At 65.5% G+C, this 20,379-nt stretch carries 20 protein-coding genes and 1 tRNA gene; 15 read left to right on the top strand and 6 right to left on the bottom strand.

Translation table 11 applies throughout. The features are described 5' to 3' along the window. The first annotated feature begins 693 nt into the window (after positions 1-693). Entirely contained in the window at positions 694-1,572 is an 879-nt protein-coding gene (locus BCY78_RS08135) for a hypothetical protein (RefSeq protein ID WP_068300205.1), read from the top strand. 94 nt (positions 1,573-1,666) lie between these two features. Here BCY78_RS08135 and BCY78_RS08130 read toward each other — a convergent pair whose 3' ends face one another. Both BCY78_RS08130 and BCY78_RS08125 read right to left on the bottom strand, forming a co-directional pair. Further along, positions 1,667-1,939, bottom strand: coding sequence for a putative quinol monooxygenase (locus tag BCY78_RS08130; RefSeq protein ID WP_068300203.1), 273 nt, complete (start codon positions 1,937-1,939; stop codon positions 1,667-1,669). Between the two features lie 459 nt (positions 1,940-2,398). After that, positions 2,399-2,488 (bottom strand) — tRNA-Ser (locus tag BCY78_RS08125). Positions 2,489-2,617: 129 nt separating this feature from the next. On the opposite strand from BCY78_RS08125, the gene BCY78_RS08120 reads away from it, so the two are divergent. Further along, the gene (locus tag BCY78_RS08120) at positions 2,618-3,268 is read left to right on the top strand and encodes a GntR family transcriptional regulator (RefSeq protein WP_068300201.1); all 651 of its coding nucleotides are present in this window, start codon (positions 2,618-2,620) and stop codon (positions 3,266-3,268) included. On the opposite strand, the gene BCY78_RS08115 is transcribed toward BCY78_RS08120, so the two are convergent. After that, on the bottom strand, positions 3,265-3,732 hold the full coding sequence (locus BCY78_RS08115) for a MarR family winged helix-turn-helix transcriptional regulator (RefSeq protein ID WP_068300199.1): 468 nt from the start codon (positions 3,730-3,732) through the stop codon (positions 3,265-3,267). The genes BCY78_RS08120 and BCY78_RS08115 overlap by 4 nt on opposite strands. Positions 3,733-3,800: 68 nt before the next feature. Beyond that, entirely contained in the window at positions 3,801-4,511 is a 711-nt protein-coding gene (locus tag BCY78_RS08110; protein ID WP_068300197.1) for a type 1 glutamine amidotransferase, read from the bottom strand. 71 nt (positions 4,512-4,582) lie between these two features. On the opposite strand from BCY78_RS08110, the gene BCY78_RS08105 reads away from it, so the two are divergent. Genes BCY78_RS08105 through BCY78_RS08095 form a run of 3 tightly spaced genes read left to right on the top strand, consistent with a single transcriptional unit; the run spans position 4,583 to position 7,487 of the window. Continuing rightward, on the top strand, positions 4,583-5,839 hold the full coding sequence (locus tag BCY78_RS08105; RefSeq protein ID WP_068300195.1) for a cytochrome P450: 1,257 nt from the start codon (positions 4,583-4,585) through the stop codon (positions 5,837-5,839). A 29-nt stretch (positions 5,840-5,868) separates the two neighbouring features. Continuing rightward, on the top strand, positions 5,869-7,161 hold the full coding sequence (locus tag BCY78_RS08100) for a glutamine synthetase family protein (protein ID WP_068300343.1): 1,293 nt from the start codon (positions 5,869-5,871) through the stop codon (positions 7,159-7,161). Between the two features lie 11 nt (positions 7,162-7,172). Continuing rightward, positions 7,173-7,487 carry a 2Fe-2S iron-sulfur cluster-binding protein gene (locus tag BCY78_RS08095; RefSeq protein WP_068300191.1) on the top strand — a complete coding sequence of 105 codons (315 nt, stop codon included), beginning with the start codon at positions 7,173-7,175 and terminating at the stop codon, positions 7,485-7,487. 53 nt (positions 7,488-7,540) lie between these two features. On the opposite strand, the gene BCY78_RS08090 is transcribed toward BCY78_RS08095, so the two are convergent. Next, positions 7,541-8,530 carry a LacI family DNA-binding transcriptional regulator gene (locus BCY78_RS08090; RefSeq protein WP_068300189.1) on the bottom strand — a complete coding sequence of 330 codons (990 nt, stop codon included), beginning with the start codon at positions 8,528-8,530 and terminating at the stop codon, positions 7,541-7,543. A 140-nt stretch (positions 8,531-8,670) separates the two neighbouring features. On the opposite strand from BCY78_RS08090, the gene BCY78_RS08085 reads away from it, so the two are divergent. The 9 genes from BCY78_RS08085 to BCY78_RS08045 all read left to right on the top strand — a co-directional run bounded on the left by BCY78_RS08085 (position 8,671) and on the right by BCY78_RS08045 (position 18,412). Beyond that, positions 8,671-9,723 carry a sugar phosphate isomerase/epimerase gene (locus tag BCY78_RS08085; RefSeq protein WP_068300187.1) on the top strand — a complete coding sequence of 351 codons (1,053 nt, stop codon included), beginning with the start codon at positions 8,671-8,673 and terminating at the stop codon, positions 9,721-9,723. Positions 9,724-9,725: 2 nt separating this feature from the next. Continuing rightward, the gene (locus tag BCY78_RS08080; protein ID WP_199523130.1) at positions 9,726-10,871 is read left to right on the top strand and encodes a Gfo/Idh/MocA family protein; all 1,146 of its coding nucleotides are present in this window, start codon (positions 9,726-9,728) and stop codon (positions 10,869-10,871) included. After that, on the top strand, positions 10,868-12,391 hold the full coding sequence (locus BCY78_RS08075) for a sugar ABC transporter ATP-binding protein (protein ID WP_068300341.1): 1,524 nt from the start codon (positions 10,868-10,870) through the stop codon (positions 12,389-12,391). The genes BCY78_RS08080 and BCY78_RS08075 overlap by 4 nt, the downstream gene beginning before the upstream one ends. Continuing rightward, positions 12,384-13,388, top strand: a complete 1,005-nt coding sequence (locus BCY78_RS08070) for an ABC transporter permease (protein ID WP_068300186.1) — start codon at positions 12,384-12,386, stop codon at positions 13,386-13,388. Before BCY78_RS08075 ends, BCY78_RS08070 begins: the two co-directional genes overlap by 8 nt. 43 nt (positions 13,389-13,431) lie before the next feature. Then, entirely contained in the window at positions 13,432-14,382 is a 951-nt protein-coding gene (locus BCY78_RS08065; protein WP_068300184.1) for an ABC transporter substrate-binding protein, read from the top strand. A 191-nt stretch (positions 14,383-14,573) separates the two neighbouring features. Beyond that, entirely contained in the window at positions 14,574-16,028 is a 1,455-nt protein-coding gene (locus tag BCY78_RS08060) for a glycine cleavage system protein T (RefSeq protein ID WP_068300183.1), read from the top strand. Positions 16,029-16,089: 61 nt separating this feature from the next. Next, on the top strand, positions 16,090-17,511 hold the full coding sequence (locus BCY78_RS08055; protein WP_083194896.1) for a phenylacetate--CoA ligase family protein: 1,422 nt from the start codon (positions 16,090-16,092) through the stop codon (positions 17,509-17,511). Beyond that, positions 17,511-17,927, top strand: coding sequence for a thioesterase family protein (locus BCY78_RS08050; protein WP_068300181.1), 417 nt, complete (start codon positions 17,511-17,513; stop codon positions 17,925-17,927). The genes BCY78_RS08055 and BCY78_RS08050 overlap by 1 nt, the downstream gene beginning before the upstream one ends. After that, positions 17,924-18,412, top strand: coding sequence for a GFA family protein (locus BCY78_RS08045; RefSeq protein ID WP_068300179.1), 489 nt, complete (start codon positions 17,924-17,926; stop codon positions 18,410-18,412). The genes BCY78_RS08050 and BCY78_RS08045 overlap by 4 nt, the downstream gene beginning before the upstream one ends. Positions 18,413-18,415: 3 nt before the next feature. Here BCY78_RS08045 and BCY78_RS08040 read toward each other — a convergent pair whose 3' ends face one another. Beyond that, positions 18,416-18,937, bottom strand: coding sequence for a MarR family winged helix-turn-helix transcriptional regulator (locus tag BCY78_RS08040; RefSeq protein ID WP_199523129.1), 522 nt, complete (start codon positions 18,935-18,937; stop codon positions 18,416-18,418). Positions 18,938-19,217: 280 nt separating this feature from the next. Here BCY78_RS08040 and BCY78_RS08035 point away from each other — a divergent pair, with 280 nt between their 5' ends. Continuing rightward, complete coding sequence (locus BCY78_RS08035; protein WP_068300178.1) at positions 19,218-20,375, top strand: ABC transporter substrate-binding protein; 1,158 nt, start codon at positions 19,218-19,220, stop codon at positions 20,373-20,375. The last annotated feature ends 4 nt before the right edge of the window (positions 20,376-20,379 follow it).

Raw genomic sequence — 20,379 nt, 5'->3', positions numbered from 1 at the left:
GCCTGAATACCGATCTCTGCGGCATGTCACCCTGTTCCGGCCGGAAACGACGCGTCACCGGAACCTTGGGTGCGGCGGGGCGTGGAAAGGCGCGGTCGCGGCATGGCCGTCTCTGCGCGCATCTGTCAGGCGCTCGCAAAAGCGGCAATCGTGTCGGGGCAGAGCGTATCGGGACCATTCCCTGCGTGCCCGTAGCAAGATTCCGCCACTTCAAACATGCCTATCAATCGCATGTTGCGATTGGCGCGGTTTGGGAAACAATCAAGCCTGATCAAGACGACCTTCAAAGAGAGGAGAGAAGGACGAGGGTCTGATCAGGAGGGGTTGTCCTCATCATGCGTCCAGCTCGCGCGCAGCCGGTGCGCAAGTCGCGTCAGCCATGCCGTATGTCCCACGTTGAACTAAATCGCGTTCTGCGCGTTATCCATCGGTTGCGGCTTTCAGAGGCTGCCGAAGCTTTGCCGATAGGTGTGACCAACGAGGCTCTCGCGCCAGAAACCGGAGATCTGAGCTGCTTGTGAATTTCTGTTCTTCCAAGGGAGGCACGTCTGCAACGTGCGTCTACGGCGCCGGGCAATGGCCTTTCGTCGCGCCGAGGTGGACGGCGCAAGCGAATAGTGCCCGCGGGCGCCCCGTATCCGGCCCCGTGTCCGGTCCCGTATCCGGCTTTGGCAAGCAGGATCGAGACCTGCCATGAAGACGATCGGACCGCCCCTTTTCCCGATGTCGGAGTCTGAAGCGCTGGCCGCCAAGGTCGTCGGCAAACCCATTGGTGTCGTTGCGACCATGTTGCCTCGGCTGTCTCCGCAGTGCCGTGTCACCACCGCGCAAGCGGTCAGCGTTGCGCTGCGCCTGGGCGCTCCGGCGGATGTCGCCACCGAGATCGTGCACCAGCATCTGCTGAAGCTTTTCGTCTCTTGGCCTGAGCATCTCGGGCTAGGCGCGCGGCCGCTTCCCGGAAACTGGGCGGATGATCCGGCAAGCGTTCTGGATGCCGTATTCGGCCCGCTTGGCGAACCCGTCAGCGCGGCGGACTTTGGCCAGTTCCTGCTTTCGGGGCATGGCGTGGCTCCCGTCTTACGCGCGATAGATCGGGTTTTCGAGAAGGGCGAGGCGTGCAGTGCCAAACTGCCGCTTGCGACTCCTCGTAACCTTTGGAGTGTCGCGCCGTTGGAAAACTCGGCCGCCATGCGGCACGTTTCGAACCCTGCGATGTTGGCCATCGAGGCGGCGCGGGGCCGGGGACCCCTGTGGCGCGCGACCGCACGGGTGTTCGACATTGCCGCTGTCTTCGACAAAGTGCTGCCCGCGCCATATTCTCCAGAGCCGGGGTCGGCAATCGTCTCCACCATGCGCGGCATCTATGGCCTGCAGCTGAAATCTGAAGCCGGGGTTGTGACCGCCTTCAGGCAGGTGACGCCGACCGATTGCCTTCTAGCCGCGGGCGGGGTGGTGCAGCAGAGCCTCGCGTCGCTGGACGTGGCGCGTCATGAACTGGCGCCTGTCGTGCTGGAAATCCTTGATCCATGTGGCCCTGCAAGCCTTCGAGAGTTGCTCGAAGCGCATCGCTAAGAGCCCGTCAGGCAGAGCAATTCACAAGCGACCGTCGATACCGCCACGAGAGGAACGTCCCGGCCTTCTCGCCGGGCAGGTCTCGGTCGCGGGCTCAGGTTTCGTGGATTTCGTACTCGCGCGCGATGCCGATGGTGGCACGGCCCCACTCACTGGCGCGTGTCCGCGACTGATGGGTATCGAAGGCCGCTCTGTCGACAAAACGCTCTTCGACATCCCATGTCATCGCCCCGGCGTGGCTCACATCGAAATAGAGGCAACCCGCTTCGTCCTTCGTCAGGCGAATATGCTCGGGCAGATACTCCCGAACGATGGCGGCTTGCTCCTCGCTGGCGCAAATCAGGCGCCCTGTCAGACGGATAGCCATACTGGTCTCTTCCTCGATCTTACATCGGTCCTCGGCAGCATGCGGTCGTGCTTGACTGCCTATGCTCCAAGCCCCGTAAAATGTCCGGATTCGGCGGCGGCGTAAACGTGGTCGTTTAGTTCTGTCCTCGCAGGGCGCGTCGAAACCGAGGCCCGTCGAATTGGCGCCAATGTCCTCGGATAGCCAGGCGCGGGGCGCTCGCTTCGGTGATCGCAGCGGTCGTTTCAGCAAGCCCGATCCTCGGGGGCGCGCTTGGGCGGATCCACGCCCGCACCGTCAATTCGAAGGTTCTTATTCCTCAAGCGGGCGAGTCGGATCGTGCTCCTTCGCTTGAGAGACGTGATAACCGGTGCCGGCGGCCTCGCGCGCTCTGTCTGGTCCGACAGTCGTTTCCCGGAGCCTTCCGCGCATCAAAAAGGCCCCGCAAGGGACCTGTTTTTGGGGGTCGCGATGTGCAAGTGGCGGAGAGACAGGGATTCGAACCCTGGAGACGGTCTCCCGCCTACACACTTTCCAGGCGTGCGCCTTCGACCACTCGGCCACCTCTCCGTGCGGTGCAGCAATAGCCTCGGGGCGCGGCGGGTGCAAGGGGTCTGATCCGCTGTCGAGGGCACAGAATGCTTTGCGTTCTCAGGCCGCCTTTGTGTATACGCAAGGCGGCAACAGATCGGGCATTTCGTGGCGAACCAAACCGAAACCATTCTGAGTACGCTCTTCGACTGGATTGACACAGGCCGGCTCAATCCCGGTGACGAGATCGAAGAGGCGACCTTGGTTCAGCAATTCGGCGTCTCCCGCACCCCGGTGCGCGAGGCCCTGATGCAGATCGAGGCGACCGGGCTCGTGAAACGACTGCCGCGCAAAGGTGTGGTCGTGTTCAAGCCGTCGCTCGAGGAGTTCCTCGCCATTCTCGAGGTCCATGCGAAGCTAGAAGGACAAGCGGCGGGCCTCGCCGCGCGCCGGTTGTCTGCCGGCGGCCGCGCCGCGCTGGAGGCGGCGACTGCGGCCTGCGAGACGCATTTTGCGACGCTGGGCGAGGCCGAGCCCGATGCCTATTACCAGCTCAACCTGCGCTTCCATGGCACGGTGGCCGAGGCGGCAGGTAACGCGTTTCTTCTGGAAATGATCAAGACCAATGCCCGCAAGCTCATGGCTTATTACCGTGCGCGCTACCGCTACGCGGGCTCGATCGAGGCCTCGGCGCGGGACCATCGGGCCATCGCCGAACTGATCTTCGCGCGTGACAGCGTGGCGGCGGAGGAGGCGATGCGGACGCATGTCCAATTCGATCAGGTGACCGCGATGGACCTGCTGGCGGCGCTAGGTTAACCCTTTTTCTGCCGTTCGGCCTCGCGCCGTGCCTGATGCAGGATCAGGCTGCGCAGGGCGATCCGGAGGCGCTGTGCATCCTCGCCATAGGGGTCGCCGAGAGGGGCGGTAAGTTCTGCGTCCAGAGCCTGAACCGCAGCCTTGGCCTCGATGATCTTGGCCTGACCCTCGTCGGTGAGAGAGAGCAGGATCGAGCGGCTGTCTTCCGGGTTCTGGAGGCGGGTGATGAGGCCCTGAGCCTCGAGCGCCCGAAGCAGTTTCGACGCGTAAATCGCTGATACGGAAAGCTTGTCCGCCAAGGCGCGCTGCGTCGGTTTCGCGCCGCGCCGGGTCAGCGAGGTCAGTGTCAGCAGCGCCGAATATTGCGCATGCGTCAGGCCGAGAGGGGTGGTGACGCGGTCGACTTCGGTCCGCCAGCGGGTGGAGAGCGTCCAGACGAGACTGCCGAGGGTCGTGCGATCCATGCGCCCTGTCCATGGTTAACGTATCCATGGACAGTACTGGGACCTGTGGACAAGTCAAGGTTGTGGCGTCAGCCGCGGGCTTGGGCGAAGAAGTGGGCGATCCATTCGGCCATTAACCCTGAATCCAGCGGATCCGCGCGCGATGTCCGGGCACGGGAGATGGCGTCGGGGGCGATCTCGTCCTCCAGCGCCTCGATCAGCTCGTCCATGAAGGCGCTGGTGATCTCGGGGTGGTATTGGGTGCTGAAGACCCTCGTGCCGAGCGCCAGATGGCCATGCGGCGTGGCGTCGGTCCCGCCGAGGACCTGCGCGCCGGGCGGGGGCACGAGCACCTGCTCGTTATGGGCAGCGTGCAGCCCGACCGACACCGGGGCACCCGTCATCCAGGGCGCGGGCGAAAGTGTGGGCACCTGCACCCGGCCCAGCACCCAGCCCTGCGGATTACGCCCGACCATACCGCCGAGCGCCTGCGCCACCGCCTGATGGCCAAAGCAGGCGCCGAAGACCGGCAGTTCCTGCGCCACCGCCGTGCGGATCAGGTCCAACAGCCGGGCGATCCAGGCGCCGTCGTCATTGACCGAGGCCGGGCTGCCCGAGACCATGATCCCGTCGAACCCCGTCAGCCCCTCGGGGAAGGCGCCCTCGGTCGCGCGGAAGTCGTGCAGCACCAGCTCGGGCGCATGGGGTTGCAGCAATGCCCGAAATTTCTCCGCCTCGCTGGGATTGCGGGCGGCGAGGGGGCTTCGGTCGGTGTTCGCGTCGAGAAAAGCGATATGCATGAAAATTCCATTTGCATACGTTGCAGATCCAATAATATACAAATCAAGCGAAGGTAAGCAAGGAGGTATGCATGACCATCTGGACGCCAACCGACGACGGGCAGGCCGACCTGACCTCGCATGACACCTTCGTGCACGGGGCCCCGCACAACACCTTCCAACGGATGCGCCGCGAGGATCCGCTCAGCTGGACCGATTGGGACGCGGGCGAGGGCTTCTGGTCGGTGACCCGCCATGAGGACATCCTCGCGCTGAACCGGCAGACGGACCTGCTGTCCTCGGCGCGCGGGATCCGGATGGAGGATCAGACCTACGAGGAATATCTCGCGCGGCGCACCTTTCAGGAAACCGATCCGCCTGAGCATACGCAGACGCGGATGAAGGTCGCGAAGGCCTTCTCGCCGAAGGTCATCGCCGGCTTCGAGCAGCAGATCCGCGATCTCTGCGACGAGATCCTCGAAGAGGCGCTGGCCGAAGACAGCTTCGACGCGACGAAGCGCATCGCGCGCGAATTGCCGATGCGGATGCTCGGTCGGATCATCGGCACGCCGGACGAAGACCTGCCGTGGCTGGTGTCGAAGGGCGACGCGCTCATCGCCAATACGGACCCGGATTTCACCGATCATGTCCTCGACAAGATGACGACCGATGAATACCGGATGATGCCCTTCAACTCGCCCGCCGGCGCGGAACTCTATGATTACGCGAAGAAACTCATGGCGGACAAGGCGGCGCGGGGCGATACGGAAGGCGTGCTGCACCTGATCCTGCAGCCCGGCCCCGATGGCAGCACGATCTCGGAGACCGAGTTCCGCAACTTCTTCTGCCTGCTAGTTGCGGCGGGCAATGACACCACCCGCTATTCCATCGCCGCCGGCATTCAGGCGATGGCGCATCAGCCGGAATTGCTGGGCCAGATGCAGGCGGGCGAGATCTGGGACACGGCACCCGACGAGATCATCCGCTGGGCCACCCCGGCGCTCTATTTCCGCCGCACCGCGATCCGCGATTTCGAGATGCATGGCAAGACTGTGCGCGCGGGCGACAAGGTGCTCTACTGGTTCTCGAGCGGGAACCGCGACGAGACGGCCTTCGACCAGCCCTTCCGCGTCGACCTCGGACGCAAGCCCAACAAGCATCTGAGCTTCGGGCAGGGCGGGCCGCATCTGTGCCTCGGGATGCATCTCGCGCGCTTGGAGGTGCGGGTGCTGTTCCAGGAACTGGCGAAGCGGCTGGCCGCCATCGAACCGGCCGGGCCGCATAAATTCCTCCGCTCGAATTTCGTGGGCGGCATCAAGGAACTGCCCGTGCGTATCCGCCGGGCGTGAAGAACAAAAAGAACAGGGAGAAGAACAACATGCGCGACCGCCTCAGACCCGTCTGGTGTGACCATCTGTCAATCCTGCGCGGCAAATACCTGCCGCAGGAGAAGATCGGCTCGGGCGCGACCCGTTTCGCCCAGCCCTGCTTTGCCGTGCATTACGACAAGGATCTGATCGTCGATGCGCCGGGCACCGCCTGCCTTGAAGGCCTGCCGGATATGGAGCTGCGCTGGGACGCGCATGACATTCGGCCGGGCTGGGAGCCGGGCGTGCATATGGTCACCGGCGACCTTTACGACCGGCATGGCGCGCTGATCCCGATCGCCGGGCGCGCGGCGCTGAAGAATGCGATCGCCGGCTGGGCCGTGCATGGCCTGACGCCCAAGGTCGGCATCGAACTTGAGGCCTTCGCTTTCACCCGCGCCGAGGATGGCAGCCTGCAGCCCTATGACGTGCCGGGCGGGCATGTCTATGGCGGCGGGCCGTTCAACGACCCCTTGGGCTTCATCGATGCGATCTGGGAGGTGGCAGAGGCCGCGGGCTTCAAGCTGGAGCTGGTCACCACCGAATACGACACGCCGCAATACGAGTTCACTTTGGCCTTCGACGAGGCTCTCGCAGCAGTCGACGATATCGTCCTGTTCCGCCAGTTGGCGCGCGAGGTGGCCTTCCGCAAGGGGGTGATCCTCAGCTTCCTGCCGAAGCCGTTGTTCGACCGGGGTGGCTCGGGCATGCATGTCAACCTCAGCTTCGCCGACAAGGCGGGCAATAACGCGCTCTCCTCGGGCAACACGGGCGGCATCGCGGGGCTGACCGAGCTGGGGCAGGGCTGTGTCTCGGGCTGGATGAAGCACCACAAGGCCATGGCCGCACTGACCGCACCCTCGGTCAATTCCTACGCGCGGCTGCAGCCGGCCTCGATGTCGGGCTATTGGTGCAACTGGGGCGAGGATCATCGCGGCGTGACCACCCGCGTCTCGGGCGAGGGCGGCAAGAAGGCGCGGCTCGAACACCGGATGGCGGATGCTTCGGCCAACCCCTATGCGGCGGTGGCGGCGGTCCTTCAGGCGGCACGGCTGGGCTATGAGAACCGCTACGACCTGCCCGCGGCCGAGACGCAGGATTGCTTCATGGGCCAGACGGCGGCATTCGGCGTGGCCGAGAGCCTCGGCGCGGCCCTCGATGACCTCGAGGCCGATACCGCGATGGTCGCGGCGATGGGGGCGGAGTATTGCGCCCACCACATCCACATGAAGCGCGTCGAGGTCGAGAAGACCAAGGACATGACCCCGGAACAGGCGCGCGATTTCGCGATCTGGTTCGTGTGACGGAGGGAGCGATGAAAGCCACCTGGATATTGCCCGACGGGCAAGAGATCAGCGCCGAAGTGCCGGCGGGCCACCATCTGATGGAAGCGGGCGTCAACGCGGGTGTGCCGGGGATTATCGGCGAATGCGGCGGCACGCTCAGCTGTGCGACCTGCCATGTCTATGTCGACGCGGCCTGGGCCGAGGCCGCCGGTGCGCCCGAGGATTTCGAGGACGCGATGCTGGACGCGACCGAGGCGCCGCGTTTGGACCGCTCGCGCCTGTCCTGCCAGCTGGTCATGGGGCCGGCGCTGGACGGCATTGTCCTGCGGGTGCCCGAGGTCTGAGGGCGCTCCCGAAGGCGAGTATTTGAGACAAGGTGAAAGGGCTGGCGGCGCGCTTAACGGGGCGCGGCGCTGGTCGAGCCGCGGATGACGAGATGCGCCTCGATCAGCTCGCGTTTGCGGGGCAGGGGCCGGCCTTCGGTCAGGGCGGCGATCAGGCTCTCGGCGGCGCGGCGACCAAGGCGTGCGCGCGGCTGGTGGATCGTCGTCAGCGCCGGGATGTAGCGGTCGGCGAAATCCACATCGTCGAAGCCCACCACGCTGACATCGCCCGGCACCGCGATGCCCATTTTCGCGCATTCCGACATGAAGCCGAAGGCGCATTCGTCCGAGGCGGCGAAGACCGCGCGCGGCCGGTCGGGCATCGTGGCCCAGTTTCGCGCCGCTTGTGCGCCCGAGCGCATCGTGAAGTCGCCCGCCACTTCCAGCCCCTCGACCCCACGCGCCGCCACCGCTTGCCAGAAGCCCGTCAGGCGCGAGGTGCCCAGCACGTTGTCCTGCGGCCCCGCGACATGCAGGATCCGGCGGTGGCCGAGATCGGCCAGATGCTCGACCGCCAACGCCACGGCAGCCTCGTTGTCGATGGCGAGGCCGGGCAGGTCATAGGCCGGGTTCCATTCGCAAAGCTCGACCATCGGCAGCGGCCAGCCGCGCACCATCTCGGGGTCGAGTGAGCCGTCGAGCAGGATGATCCCGTCCGCGCGCCCGTCATGGCCGAGGGTCGCCAGCCGCGCGGCCTCGGCCCGGCTATCCGAGATCTGCACCGTCAGCCCGGCTGCGCCGGCAACCTCCTGAATGGCCGCGATGATCCGGCTGAAGAAGGTGTTGGCGAGATTGGGCGCGAGCACGAGGATCGAACGCGCGCGTTGCTGGCGCAGATCGCGCGCGGCGGCGTTGATCCGGTAGCCCGTCGCCTGCACCGCCTCCATCACCCGCGCGCGCGTTTCCTCGCCCACCACCTCGGGATGCGAGAGGGCGCGGCTGACGGTGGCGGTCGAGACGCCGGCAGCGGCGGCGACATCGGCGAGGCGGGCTCGGGTTTTCATTCCTGCGGAAGATTTCGGCGGAGGGCAAAAGTCAAGCTTGCAATATGCGCATTCGCCTGTTGTAATCGATTACATGGCCCTGAGTCGAGCCGGATCGCGCGTTTTGCGCATCGCGGTGGCAGGGGGCCGAGGGAGGACATATGAAAACGATCAAGGGCCCCGGCCTGTTCCTTGCGCAATTCGCGGGGGACGAAGAGCCGTTCAATTCCTGGGACAGCATCACCCGCTGGGCCGCCGATTGCGGCTACAAGGGCGTGCAGGTGCCGAGCTGGGACGGACGGCTGATCGACCTCTCGCTCGCGGCGGAAAGCCAGGGCTATTGTGACGATTTCCTCGGACAGGCGCGGGCCAATGGCGTCGAGGTGACCGAGCTTTCGACCCATCTTCAGGGCCAGCTGGTTGCCGTGCATCCGGCCTATGACGAGGCTTTCGACGGCTTTGCCGCCGAGGCCGTGCGCGGCAACCCGAAGGCGCGGCAAGAATGGGCCGTCGATCAGGTGAAGAAGGCGCTGACGGCCTCGAAGCGGATGGGTCTGACGGCGCATGCGACCTTCTCGGGTGCGCTGGCCTGGCCCTTCGTCTACCCCTGGCCGCAGCGCGCGCCGGGGCTGGTGGAGACGGCCTTTGATGAGCTGGCGAAACGTTGGCTGCCGATCCTCAACCATGCCGAGGATTGCGGGATCGACGTCTGCTACGAGATCCATCCCGGTGAGGATCTGCATGACGGCGTGACCTATGAGATGTTCCTCGAGCGCACGGGCAACCATGCGCGGGCGAACATGCTCTACGATCCGTCGCATTACGTCCTGCAATGCCTTGATTATCTGGACAATATCGACATCTACAAGGACCGCATCCGGATGTTCCACGTCAAGGATGCCGAGTTCAATCCGACCGGCCGGCAAGGCGTCTATGGCGGCTTCCAATCCTGGGTGAACCGCGCCGGGCGCTTCCGCTCGCCGGGCGACGGGCAGGTGGATTTCGGGCAGGTTTTCTCGCGCCTCACCGCCGCCGGTTTCGATGGTTGGGCCGTGGTGGAATGGGAATGCTGCCTCAAGCATCCCGAGGACGGTGCGCGTGAAGGTGCGGCCTTCGTCAAGGACCACATCATCCGCGTGACCGAGAAGGCCTTCGACGATTTCGCGGGCGGCGGCACGGATGAAGCGGCCAACCGTCGCATGTTGGGGATCTGATCATGAAACCCATTCGTCTTGGCATGGTCGGCGGCGGGCAGGGGGCCTTTATTGGCGAGGTGCATCGCTTCGCCTCGCGGCTCGACGGGCAATATCAACTGGTGGCGGGCGCGTTGTCATCGTCACCGGAGAAAGCGGCGGCCTCGGGCGCGGCTTTGGGCTTGGACCCCGCGCGCAGCTATACGTCGTGGGCCGAGATGGCGAAGGCCGAGGCCGCGCGTGACGAAGGGATCGAGGCGGTCGCCATCGTCACCCCGAACCACGTTCATGCCGGCCCCGCGATGGCCTTTCTTGAGGCCGGAATCCATGTGATCTGCGACAAGCCCCTGACCGCGACCATGGCGCAGGCCGAGGCGTTGGAACAGGTCGTTCGCCGCTCTACCGCGTTGTTTTTCCTCACGCATAATTACACCGGCTATCCGATGGTCCGGCAGGCGCGTCAGCTGGTCGAGGACGGGGCACTGGGCAAGCTGCGGCTCGTGCAGGTGGAATATGTGCAGGACTGGCTGACCGATCCGGTCGAGCAGGCCGGCGACAACAAGCAGGCCGAATGGCGCACCGATCCTGAGCGTTCCGGCGCTGGCGGGTCGACGGGCGACATCGGCACCCATGCGCATAACCTCGCCTGTTTCGTGTCCGGTTTGACGGTGTCGAAACTGGCGGCGGACTTGGATGCTTTCGTCCCCGGACGGGCGCTCGATGACAACGCCCATGTGCTGATGCGCTTCGAGGGTGGGGCGAAGGGGATGCTGTGGTGCAGCCAGGTCGCGCCGGGCAATGAGAACGGCCTCAAGCTGCGCATCTTTGGCGACAAGGGCGGGCTGGAATGGGCGCAGGAAGACCCGAACCGGCTGTGGTTCACGCCGCATGGCGAACCCAAGCGCCTGATCACCCGCAATGGTGCGGGCTCGGGCCCCGGATCGCAGGCTGTCTCGCGTATCCCGGCGGGGCATCCGGAGGGGTATCTGGAGGGCTTCGCGAATATCTACACCGGCGCCGCTGAGGCGATCCGCGCCCATCAGGCCGGACAGCCGCTGCCTGAGGGCGCGGCGCTGCTGCCGGGCATTGACGCTGGTATGGCAGGCATGCGCTTCGTGGCCGCTTGCGTCGAAAGCTCCAAGCGTGATGCGGCTTGGGTGACGCCGTGACCCCGTTTCTGGCGCTGGACAATGTCTCGAAAAGCTTCGGCCCGATCGAGGTGCTGCACGGCATCTCGCTGCAGCTGCGCGCGGGCGAGGTCCATGCGCTGATCGGCGAGAATGGCGCGGGCAAGTCGACAACGATGAAGATCCTCGCGGGCTACCAGCCGGCGACCTCGGGGGCGATCCGGCTGGAGGGGCAGGCGATCGCGTTCCCCACCATGCGCGCCGCCGAGGAACGCGGGATCGTCATGATCCATCAGGAATTCAACCTCGCCGAGCCGCTGACGGTGGAGCAGAACATGTTCCTCGGGCGTGAGCTGCGGCGCGGCCCCTTCCTGCGCCGGGCCGAGATGGCGCGCCAGACCCGCACGCAGCTGGACCGGGTCCGGTGCCGGGCCGAGACGGATGCGCTGGTGCGGGATTTGTCCAATTCCGACAAGCAGATGCTGGAGATCGCCAAGGCGCTCTCGCGTGAGGCGAAGCTTCTGATCATGGACGAGCCGACGGCGGTTCTGACCCCCAACGAGACCGAGATCCTGTTCGAGCAGGTGCGCGAACTCAGGGCGCAGGGGGCGGCTGTGCTGTTCACCTCGCACAAGCTCGACGAGGTCAAGGCGATTGCCGACCGGGTGACGATCATGCGCGACGGGCGTGTGGTGCATTCCGGTCCCGCCAGCGAAATGACCGAGCACCAGATGGCCGAGGCCATGGTCGGGCGCGAGCTGTCGGATCTGTACCCGGACCGCGCCGTGCAGGCGTCGGGCGCTGTCGTGTTGCGGGTGCGGGACCTCGATGTGCCGGGCCATGCCAGCGGCATCGGGCTGGAGCTGCACAAGGGCGAGATCCTTGGCATCGCGGGCATGGTCGGCTCGGGCCGGACCGAGGCGATGGAGGGGCTGTGTGGCCTGCGCCCGGCGAAAGGCCATGTGGAGATCGACGGGCAAGCGGTGACGATCCGCCGCCCCTCGGACGCGCTGAGCCGCGGGCTGTGCTATCTGACCGAGGATCGCAAGACGCGCGGCCTTCTGCTGGGCAAGTCGATGCGCGAGAACGTCACGCTGCAGGCCATTCCCCGGACGGCGGGCGTGATGATCGACCGCGCGGCCGAGGAGGCGGTGCTGGACCGCGCCATTGCCGATTTCGACATTCGCGCCGGTGCGCGCAGCGTGAAGGCCGGCAACCTCTCGGGCGGGAACCAGCAGAAGCTGCTTCTGGCCAAGGTCATGCAATCCGATCCCCGGATCCTGATCGTCGACGAGCCCACACGCGGCATCGATATCGGCACCAAGCAGCAGATCTACCGCTTCCTGCGCGATTTGGCCGGGCAGGGGCTGTCGGTGATCGTCGTCTCGTCCGAGATGCAGGAACTGATCGGCCTGTGCGACCGGGTGATGGTGATGCGCGAGGGGCGGATCACCGGCCAGGTCACCGGCCAGGACATCAACGAACGTGCCATCGTCCGACTGGCGATGGGGCTGGCCGAGGCGGAGACCTCGCCGCGCAGGGAAGACGCTTACCATGACTGACACCGCCGCCACCGCACCCGCGCGCCCCAGCCGCCGCCTGCCGCCGATGAGCGTGCTGGGCCCGGTTCTGGCGCTGATCATCCTGATCGCCGTCGGCGCCATGCTGAACCCCAACTTCCTCAGCTATGCCAATATTTCCAACGTGTTGTCGCGCTCGGCCTTCATCGGCATCATCGCCGTGGGCATGACCTTCGTCATCACCGCAGGGGGCTTGGACCTCTCGGTCGGCTCGATGGCGGCGTTCATCGCGGGGCTGATGATCCTGGTGATGAACGCGGCGCTTCCGTCCCTTGGCGTGGGTCTGCCGGTGATCCTGCTGGGCATCGCTACGGCGCTGGTGGCCGGTCTGGTCGCGGGGTTGATTAACGGGCTGCTCATCACCCGAGCGGGGATCGAGGCCTTCATCGTCACGCTGGGTGCGATGGGCATCTACCGCAGCCTTGTCACCTGGCTCGCCGACGGCGGCACCCTGTCCCTGGCGTTTGAGCTGCGCACCTTCTACCGCCCGGTCTACTACGGCGGGATCATGGGCGTGTCCTGGCCGATCATCGTCTTCATCGCGGTAGTGATCCTGGGCGAGATCTTCATGTCGCGCGGCGTCTTCGGTCGCCATGTCGCGGCCACTGGCGCCAGCCTTGAGGTCGCCCATTACTCAAACGTCAATACCAACCGCGTGCGCCTGATCACCTATGTCGTGCTGGGCCTCTTGGTCGGCGTGGCGACGATCATGTATGTGCCGCGCCTCGGCTCGGCCTCGTCGACGACGGGCCTGCTGTGGGAGCTGGAGGCGATCGCCGCGGTGATCATCGGCGGCACGGTGCTGAAGGGCGGCTTCGGGCGCGTCTGGGGCACGGTGATCGGCGTGCTGATCCTCAGCCTGATCGAGAACATCCTGAACCTGACCGACCTTGTCTCGCCCTATCTGAACGGGGCCGTGCAGGGCGTCATCATCATTCTCGCTGTGATCCTGCAGCGTGAAGGAAAGACCGGCAAGTAACGGCCGGATTATTGAGTAACCGAATGAATTGGGAGGAATTCGGATGACCTATGCAGGGAAAATTCTGCTCACCGCCAGCGCCCTCGCGCTGAGCACCGGCGCCGCTCTGGCGCAGGACACCACCGTGATCGGCGTGTCGATCCCCGCCGCGACGCATGGCTGGGCCGGCGGCATGAACTTCCACGCGCAACAGACTGTCGCGCGTCTGGAAGAGACCTATCCGCAGCTCGATTTCGTGCTGGCCACGGCATCGAACGCGGCCGAGCAGGTGAACGACATCGAGGACATGGTCGCCACGCGCAACATCGCCGCGCTGGTGGTGCTGCCCTTCGAATCCGAGCCCCTGACCGGCCCGGTGCAGGCGCTGTCGCAAGCCGGCACCTGGATCACCGTCGTCGACCGCGGCCTCTCGGTCGAGGGGATCGAGGATCTCTACGTCGCGGGTGACAACCCCGGCTTCGGCCGCGTCGCCGGTGAGTATTTCACCGAAGCCATGCCGGACGGCGGCCAAATCGTCGTGTTGCGCGGCATCCCGACCACCATCGACAACGAGCGCCTCGCCGGGTTCGAGGGCGCGATCGAGGGCTCGGGCATCGAGATCCTCGCCGCCGAGCACGGCAACTGGAACCGCGACGACAGCTTCACCGTGATGCAGGACTTCCTGTCGCGCTATCCCAACATCGACGCCGTCTGGGCCTCGGATGACGACATGGCCGTCGGCGCCATGGCGGCCATCGATGCCGCCGGTCGTGAGGACATCCAGTTTGTCCTCGGCGGGGCCGGCATGAAAGAGATGATCCAGCGCACCATGGAAGGCGACGCGATGGTTCCGGCCAACGTGACCTATCCGCCGGCAATGATCGCCACCGCGATCGAGATGACCGCCGTCGGCATGGTCTCGAACGCGCCGGTTTCGGGCCAGTTCACCATCGGCTCGGTGCTGATCACCCAAGAGAACGCCGAGCGTTTCTACTATCCCGACAGCCCGTTCTGATCGCACCGATCCACTCCTGACGCGCGTAACGAGTACCGCCGGGCCCGAAAGGGTCCGGCTTTTTCGTGCCGGAACGTCACGACGAGAAAAGCGTTGACAGACCAACCCTTCGTCGATCACTCTCCAACCGTTGTCGTCTCAACGCTTCGGCCTTCGGTCGTGGCTCTGCCGACGACCTGGAGGAGGAAACCATGAGTCTGAATGAAAGCCCGCGGTCGCTCAGCGACCTGATGGCGACGGTGAGCAATGTCACCGATCACCTGTTCCGCAATGCGCCCAAGAACGCGCTGACCATCTACACGCAGATGATGCCCGGCGACGGCGTGCGGCCCGAATTCACCACCTGGCGCGACGAGCAATGGGCGTGGCGCAACACTATCGCCGTGCATGACCAGAGCTATCACATGCAGTCGCTGCATGTGCGCGGCCCGGATGCCCTGGCCTTCACGCAATACCTGTCGGTCAACACCTTCAAGAACTTCGGCATCGGCGCGGCAAAGCAGCTCGTGTGCTGCTCGCCCGAGGGGTATCTGATCGGCGACGCGATCCTCTACCGCATGGACGAGGACGATTACATGGTCGTCGGCAACCCGGCGACGACGGAATGGGTCGAGTTCAACGCCCAGACGCTGGAGTATGACGTCACCACCGAGCTCGACCCGATGTGGACGCTGAACCCGAAGAAGGCGCGCGAATTCTACCGCTTCCAGGTCGAAGGCCCGAAGGCGATGGAGCTGCTGGAGGAGCTGAACGGCGGCCCGCTGCCTGAGATCAAGTTCTTCAAATCGGCCGAAATCGGTCTCGGCCGCTTCCGCGCCCGTGGCATGCGCCACTCGATGGGCGGCATGCCGGGGCTGGAGATCTACGGGCCTTGGGCGGACTACAAGGACGTCAAGCGCCTGTTCCAGAAGGCGGGCGAGAAATACGGCCTGCGCATGGTCGGCTCGATCGCCTATTTCACCACCGTGATCGAAAGCGGCTGGTGGGCGGTGCCGGTCTCGGGCGTCTACACGGGGCAGGGGACGAAGCCCTACCGCGACTGGTGCTCGGCCAAGAACGCGGCGATGCGCATGTCGCTGGGCGGCAGCCTCTATAGCCAGAACATCGAGGATTACTACGTCACGCCCTATGACGTGAACTACGGCCATATCATCAAGTTCGACCATGATTACATCGGCCGCGAGGCGCTGGAGGCGATGGCCGACAAGCCGCATCGCCGCAAGGTGACGCTGGTGTGGAACGCCGACGACGTGCTGACGGTGATGCAGTCGCAGTTCGAAGAGGGCGAGGCCAAGGACAAGCCGCTGCCGATCACGCTGCCGCTCGCGGCGATCGGCCGGATGCATTACGACAAGGTCACCGACAAGGACGGCAAGATGATCGGTCTGGCCACCTATCCGGGCTATACCGCGAACGAGCGGGCGATGATGTCGCTGGCCTCGGTCGACATGGACCATGCCGAGCCCGGCACCGAAGTCGTACTGATCTGGGGCGAGGATGGCGGCGGCAGCCGCAGCGCGGGCAATATCGAGCCGCATAAACAGGTGAAGATCCGCGCCACCGTGGCCCCGAGCCCGATCAGCCGCGCCGCCCAGAGCTATCGCTCGGACATCGGCATCAAGCGCGGCTCGCTCAGCGACGTCTAAGGCATCGGGGGCGCGGCCGGGGAGGGTCGCGCCCCTTCACATCCGGGAGGGAGGAGCCCGCATGACCCATCCGATCAACCGGGCCGAGGAGACGCGGCGCTGGTGGCACGAGGTGCTCGAGACCTATCTCGAGGACCGCTCCGAGCCGTTGAATGACCGCTATTGGTCGCCCATGGACACCTGGTCGCGCGACCGTATCCGCGCTGTCCAAGACGAGAAGATCGCCGCCGTGGCGCCCTTCCTCTATGAAAACAGCGGTTTCTATCGCCGTCGCTTCGACCGCCTCGGCATCGCGCCGACCGATCTGCACTCGGTCGACAGCCTGCTCGCTAACTGGCCCGTCGTCACCAAGCAGGAGATGATGGAGGACGCGATCGCCAACCCGCCCTTCGGCACCTATACCACCTGTGGCGACGCGGAATGGGCGGACCGCGGCTGGATGCATTTCTCGTCGTCAGGCTCGACCGGCGTGCCGCGCGTGTTCCGCTACACCCATTTCGACCGCCGTTTCTGGGAGCAGGCCAATGCCCGCGCGCTGTATTCGGGGGGCTTGCGCAAGGGCGACATCGCCTTCCCGATGGTGGGCTTCGGGCCCCATGTCTTCGCCTGGGGCGTGCAATACACGCTGGCCAAGATGAACCTGCCGGTCATCCCCGGCGGCGGCATGGATGCCAAGGCCCGCGCCCATCATATCGAGCGGTTCAAGCCGACGACGCTGGTCTGTACGCCCTCCTACGCCTTCTACCTCGGCGGGGTGATGAAGGAGATGGGGCTCGATCCCGCTGCCTCGTCGGTCAAGTGGATGGTGACGGGCGGCGAGCCGTTTTCCGGCGTCGAGGGCACGATCGAGAAGCTGCAGGACCTCTGGGGCGCGAAGGCGGTCGAGTTCTACGGCTGCACCGAGGCCTCGCCCCATTGCGGCGGCTATTCCTGTCCCGAATACCAAGCGGGCGACGAGAATTTCGTCCATCTGATGGAGGATATTCAGGTCTGGGAAACCGTCGATCCCGACAGCCTGACCCCGGTGCCGATGGGCGAAAGGGGCCTCACCGTCTGCACCAACCTCAACTCGGAAAGCTCGCCTCAGCTGCGTTTCCTCGTCGGCGATTACACCCGCCTGTCGGACGCGCCTTGCGCCTGCGGACGCAATCATCTCAAGGGGATGGGCTGCATGACCGGGCGGTCGGATGACCTGATCAACCTGCGCGGCATCAAGTTCTTCCCGGTGCAGATCGAAGAGGCCGTGCGCGCCGTGAAGGGCACGGGCGATGAGTTCCAGATCCGGCTGAAGACGCTCGATGACGGGCTCGACGTGATGACGGTTCTGATCGAACATGCGGATGCTGCGGCCGGTGAGGCGGTAACGCGCGAGATCCGCTCGCGCTGCGAGATCCGTTGCGCGGTCGAGGTCGTGGCGCCGAACTCGCTGCCGAAATCCGAGATGAAGGCCAAGCGGGTCTATGACGAAAGGAACAAGGGCTGATGCTGTCGAACACTCTGAGCCGCCGCGTCGAATGGGGCGATTGCGACCCGGCCGGCATCGTCTTCAACCCGCAGTTCTTCCGCTGGTTCGACCACGGCACGACGATGCTGTACGAGGCCGCGGGCTGGCCCAAGCCCGAGATGCTGAAGCATTTCAACGCCGCCGGCTGCCCGCTGGTCGACACCCGCGCGGTGTTCAAGGCGCCCTGCCGCTATGGCGACGATGTCGAGATCACCACCCAAATCGTCGAGGTGAAGGACCGCAGCTTCGACATCCGCCACAGCCTGACGCTCAACGGCAAGCTCTGCGTCGAGGGGTTCGAGACCCGCGTCTGGACCGTGAAGGACCCCGAGCGCGGCATCAAATCCGCGCCGATCCCCGACGAGTTGCGCGCCCGTTTCAAGGGCGAGGCATGAGCGCGGATCGCGAAGGTCGCTGCCTGTGCGGCGACCTCACCTATGCCGTGGCGGGCGAGCCTGCCACGGTGACGGTGTGCCATTGTCGCTTCTGCCAGCGTGCGACGGGCGGGGCCTATCTGGTCGACGCGCTGTTCAAGCGCGATCGCTTCCGGGTGACCAAGGGCACGCCCGCGCGCTACGACCATCTGTCCGAGGGCAGCGGGAACATCGTCCACATCCAGTTCTGTGCCCGTTGTGGCACGAAACTCTGGTTGGAATTCCAACGCTTTCCGCAGCTGGTGGGGATCTATGCCGGGACTTTGGATGATCCTAACGGCATCGACCGCAGCCCAGCCCGCACGCATTACATCTTCACCGATCAGGCGGCCGACTGGACGGTTCTTCCCGCCGGCGCGCGGCTCTACCCCGGCGACACGACGGGGCCGGATGGGCAGCGGGTCACGCCCCTTTGCCTGACCGAAGCCCGGATTACTGGCGCTTGAAGATCAGAAGTCCTGACTGTCGATGGCCAGCAGGTCGGGGATGCGCTTGTGCATTCGGCGCAGAAGCTCGGCCAGCACCGTCACCTCGACGCGGCTGAGGTCGGACAGCATCAGCGCCTCGCGCCGGCGGGCGACGACGATGATGCGGTCGTGCAGGGCCCAGCCCTCGGGCGTCAGCTCCACCAGCTTGCGGTGGTTCTGCGGGTCCTCTTGCCAGCTTTTCACCAGCCCGCGCTCTTCCAGTCCCTTCAGCGCCCGGCTGGCAGCGGCCTTGTCCAGACCGATCACCTGACAGATGCGATAGGCGGTGATGCGCGGCTCGATCGCCAGCATGGCGATGGTGCGCCATTCGGTGACGCCCACGCCGAATTCCTTCAGGTACAGCCCCGACGAGCTGCGCGACCACTTGTTGCCGATGGCCGAGATCAGGAACGGGATATAGCCGTCGAGGTCCAGCACCGCATGCCCTTCACGGTCGAGGGCGGGCATATTGGTGCCGTCGATCTCGGGGGCATCCTTGCGCATGGGGTCTTCTCCGTTCAGGCGGGTCGTCCTTCGCTTCTAACGACGCGCTGCAGCGAAGGCCACAGATGATTGCAACCCTCAGGATGCCGCCATTCTGCCACCAAAAGCGTTGACAGCACAAATATTGATATGACAACGTTGACGCGTTCGGGGTGGAGGTCCCGGGCAGGTCGAAGGGGCAGGGCCCCGCGGCCGGGAGGAAAGTTTCGCGCAGATCACAGCTTGGCCGGTCACCTGTCCGGACAGTGATGGCGCTTGGATAACGTTTTGGGAGGACACCATGAATCGGACCATCGCCCTTGCGGCGGCGGCCGGCCTGTTTGGCACGGCTGCATCCGCACAAGACGCCTACCGCATCGGCCTCAGCGGCGCCCTGACCGGGCCGACCGCCGGCAGCTACGCCCCCGCCATCGAGGGCTTTCAGCTCTATATCGACCGTCTCAATGAAGCGGGCGGGATCGACGGCCACCCGGTCGAGCTGATCGTGCTCGACGACAGCGGCGAGGCCTCGCGCGGGGCCACCAATTCGCGGCGGCTGCTCGGGCAGGAGGATGTCCTTCTGATGATCAACGCGAGCCTGTCGTCGACCTTCGCGCCGATGATGGCCGATGCCAGCCGCGCCGGTGTGCCGCTGCTCTTTGCCGCCTCGGCCTGCCCGGCAGAGGTCTTCCCGCCCGCGCAGCCGCTCTTCTACTGCACCACCGCCTTCGGTGCGGTCTATGACAGCCGCGCGACCCTCGATTTCATCGAGGCGCAAGCCGGCAGCGACATCTCGCTGGGTCTGTCGGCCATGGCGATCCCGCTCTCGCGCGGCGAGATCGAGGCGGCGGAAGGCTTGGCCTCCGAGCGCGGCATGCGCCCGCAGGCGCCCACCATCGTCCCGCCGCCCACGGCCGATTACACGCCCTTCGCCACGTCGATCAGCCAAGCCGGCGCGGATTGGGTCTATTCCTGGGCCCCCTGGGTGACCGAGGTGCGCACTTTCGAGGCCCTTCGCCGACTGGGCTGGGAGGGTGAGTACATCGCCTGGGCGCATCTGGAAGCCGAGGGCGAATTGGCACGCCTGCAGGACCCGGGCTTCCACGCCATCGGCGCGAACTCGCTCTTTGCCGAGGATCTGCCCGTCCATCAGGAGATCCGCGCCGCTGCCGAGGCCGCCGGGGCCACCTACAGCCCCGACCAGATGGCCGAGGGTTGGGTCGCGGGCCTCGTGGTCGAGGCCGCCCTGCGCGGTGCCGGCTGGCCCGCCACGGCCGAGAGCGTCAACGCGGCGATGTCGCAGCTCGATGTTGACACTCAGGGCCTGCGCGGCGGGCCGATCCAGTGGAGCGCCGAGAACCATTTCCGCGCGACGCAATATTACCGTGTCTATCGCTGGGATGCCGACCAGTCCGCCATCGAGGTGGTGCAGGACTGGACGCCCTATACGGTCGAATGAGGGC

Origin of the sequence: Pararhodobacter sp. CCB-MM2, assembly GCF_001691415.1 — a bacterium.
Lineage (GTDB): Bacteria > Pseudomonadota > Alphaproteobacteria > Rhodobacterales > Rhodobacteraceae > Pararhodobacter.
Note: the sequence above shows the minus strand (reverse complement) of the source record. Positions and strands in the feature narration are given on the sequence as shown.

Bases quoted from the DNA above. Each gene is read 5' to 3' on its own strand.
- BCY78_RS08085 (WP_068300187.1), top strand. From the start codon at position 8,671: ATGAAAACGATCAAGGGCCCCGGCCTGTTCCTTGCGCAATTCGCGGGG.
- BCY78_RS08105 (WP_068300195.1), top strand. From the start codon at position 4,583: ATGACCATCTGGACGCCAACCGACGACGGGCAGGCCGACCTGACCTCG.
- BCY78_RS08070 (WP_068300186.1), top strand. From the start codon at position 12,384: ATGACTGACACCGCCGCCACCGCACCCGCGCGCCCCAGCCGCCGCCTG.
- BCY78_RS08110 (WP_068300197.1), bottom strand. From the start codon at position 4,511: ATGCATATCGCTTTTCTCGACGCGAACACCGACCGAAGCCCCCTCGCC.
- BCY78_RS08050 (WP_068300181.1), top strand. From the start codon at position 17,511: ATGCTGTCGAACACTCTGAGCCGCCGCGTCGAATGGGGCGATTGCGAC.
- BCY78_RS08040 (WP_199523129.1), bottom strand. From the start codon at position 18,937: ATGCGCAAGGATGCCCCCGAGATCGACGGCACCAATATGCCCGCCCTC.
- BCY78_RS08100 (WP_068300343.1), top strand. From the start codon at position 5,869: ATGCGCGACCGCCTCAGACCCGTCTGGTGTGACCATCTGTCAATCCTG.
- BCY78_RS08045 (WP_068300179.1), top strand. From the start codon at position 17,924: ATGAGCGCGGATCGCGAAGGTCGCTGCCTGTGCGGCGACCTCACCTAT.
- BCY78_RS08055 (WP_083194896.1), top strand. From the start codon at position 16,090: ATGACCCATCCGATCAACCGGGCCGAGGAGACGCGGCGCTGGTGGCAC.
- BCY78_RS08115 (WP_068300199.1), bottom strand. From the start codon at position 3,732: ATGGATCGCACGACCCTCGGCAGTCTCGTCTGGACGCTCTCCACCCGC.
- BCY78_RS08060 (WP_068300183.1), top strand. From the start codon at position 14,574: ATGAGTCTGAATGAAAGCCCGCGGTCGCTCAGCGACCTGATGGCGACG.
- BCY78_RS08095 (WP_068300191.1), top strand. From the start codon at position 7,173: ATGAAAGCCACCTGGATATTGCCCGACGGGCAAGAGATCAGCGCCGAA.
- BCY78_RS08135 (WP_068300205.1), top strand. From the start codon at position 694: ATGAAGACGATCGGACCGCCCCTTTTCCCGATGTCGGAGTCTGAAGCG.
- BCY78_RS08080 (WP_199523130.1), top strand. From the start codon at position 9,726: ATGAAACCCATTCGTCTTGGCATGGTCGGCGGCGGGCAGGGGGCCTTT.
- BCY78_RS08035 (WP_068300178.1), top strand. From the start codon at position 19,218: ATGAATCGGACCATCGCCCTTGCGGCGGCGGCCGGCCTGTTTGGCACG.
- BCY78_RS08065 (WP_068300184.1), top strand. From the start codon at position 13,432: ATGACCTATGCAGGGAAAATTCTGCTCACCGCCAGCGCCCTCGCGCTG.
- BCY78_RS08090 (WP_068300189.1), bottom strand. From the start codon at position 8,530: ATGAAAACCCGAGCCCGCCTCGCCGATGTCGCCGCCGCTGCCGGCGTC.
- BCY78_RS08130 (WP_068300203.1), bottom strand. From the start codon at position 1,939: ATGGCTATCCGTCTGACAGGGCGCCTGATTTGCGCCAGCGAGGAGCAA.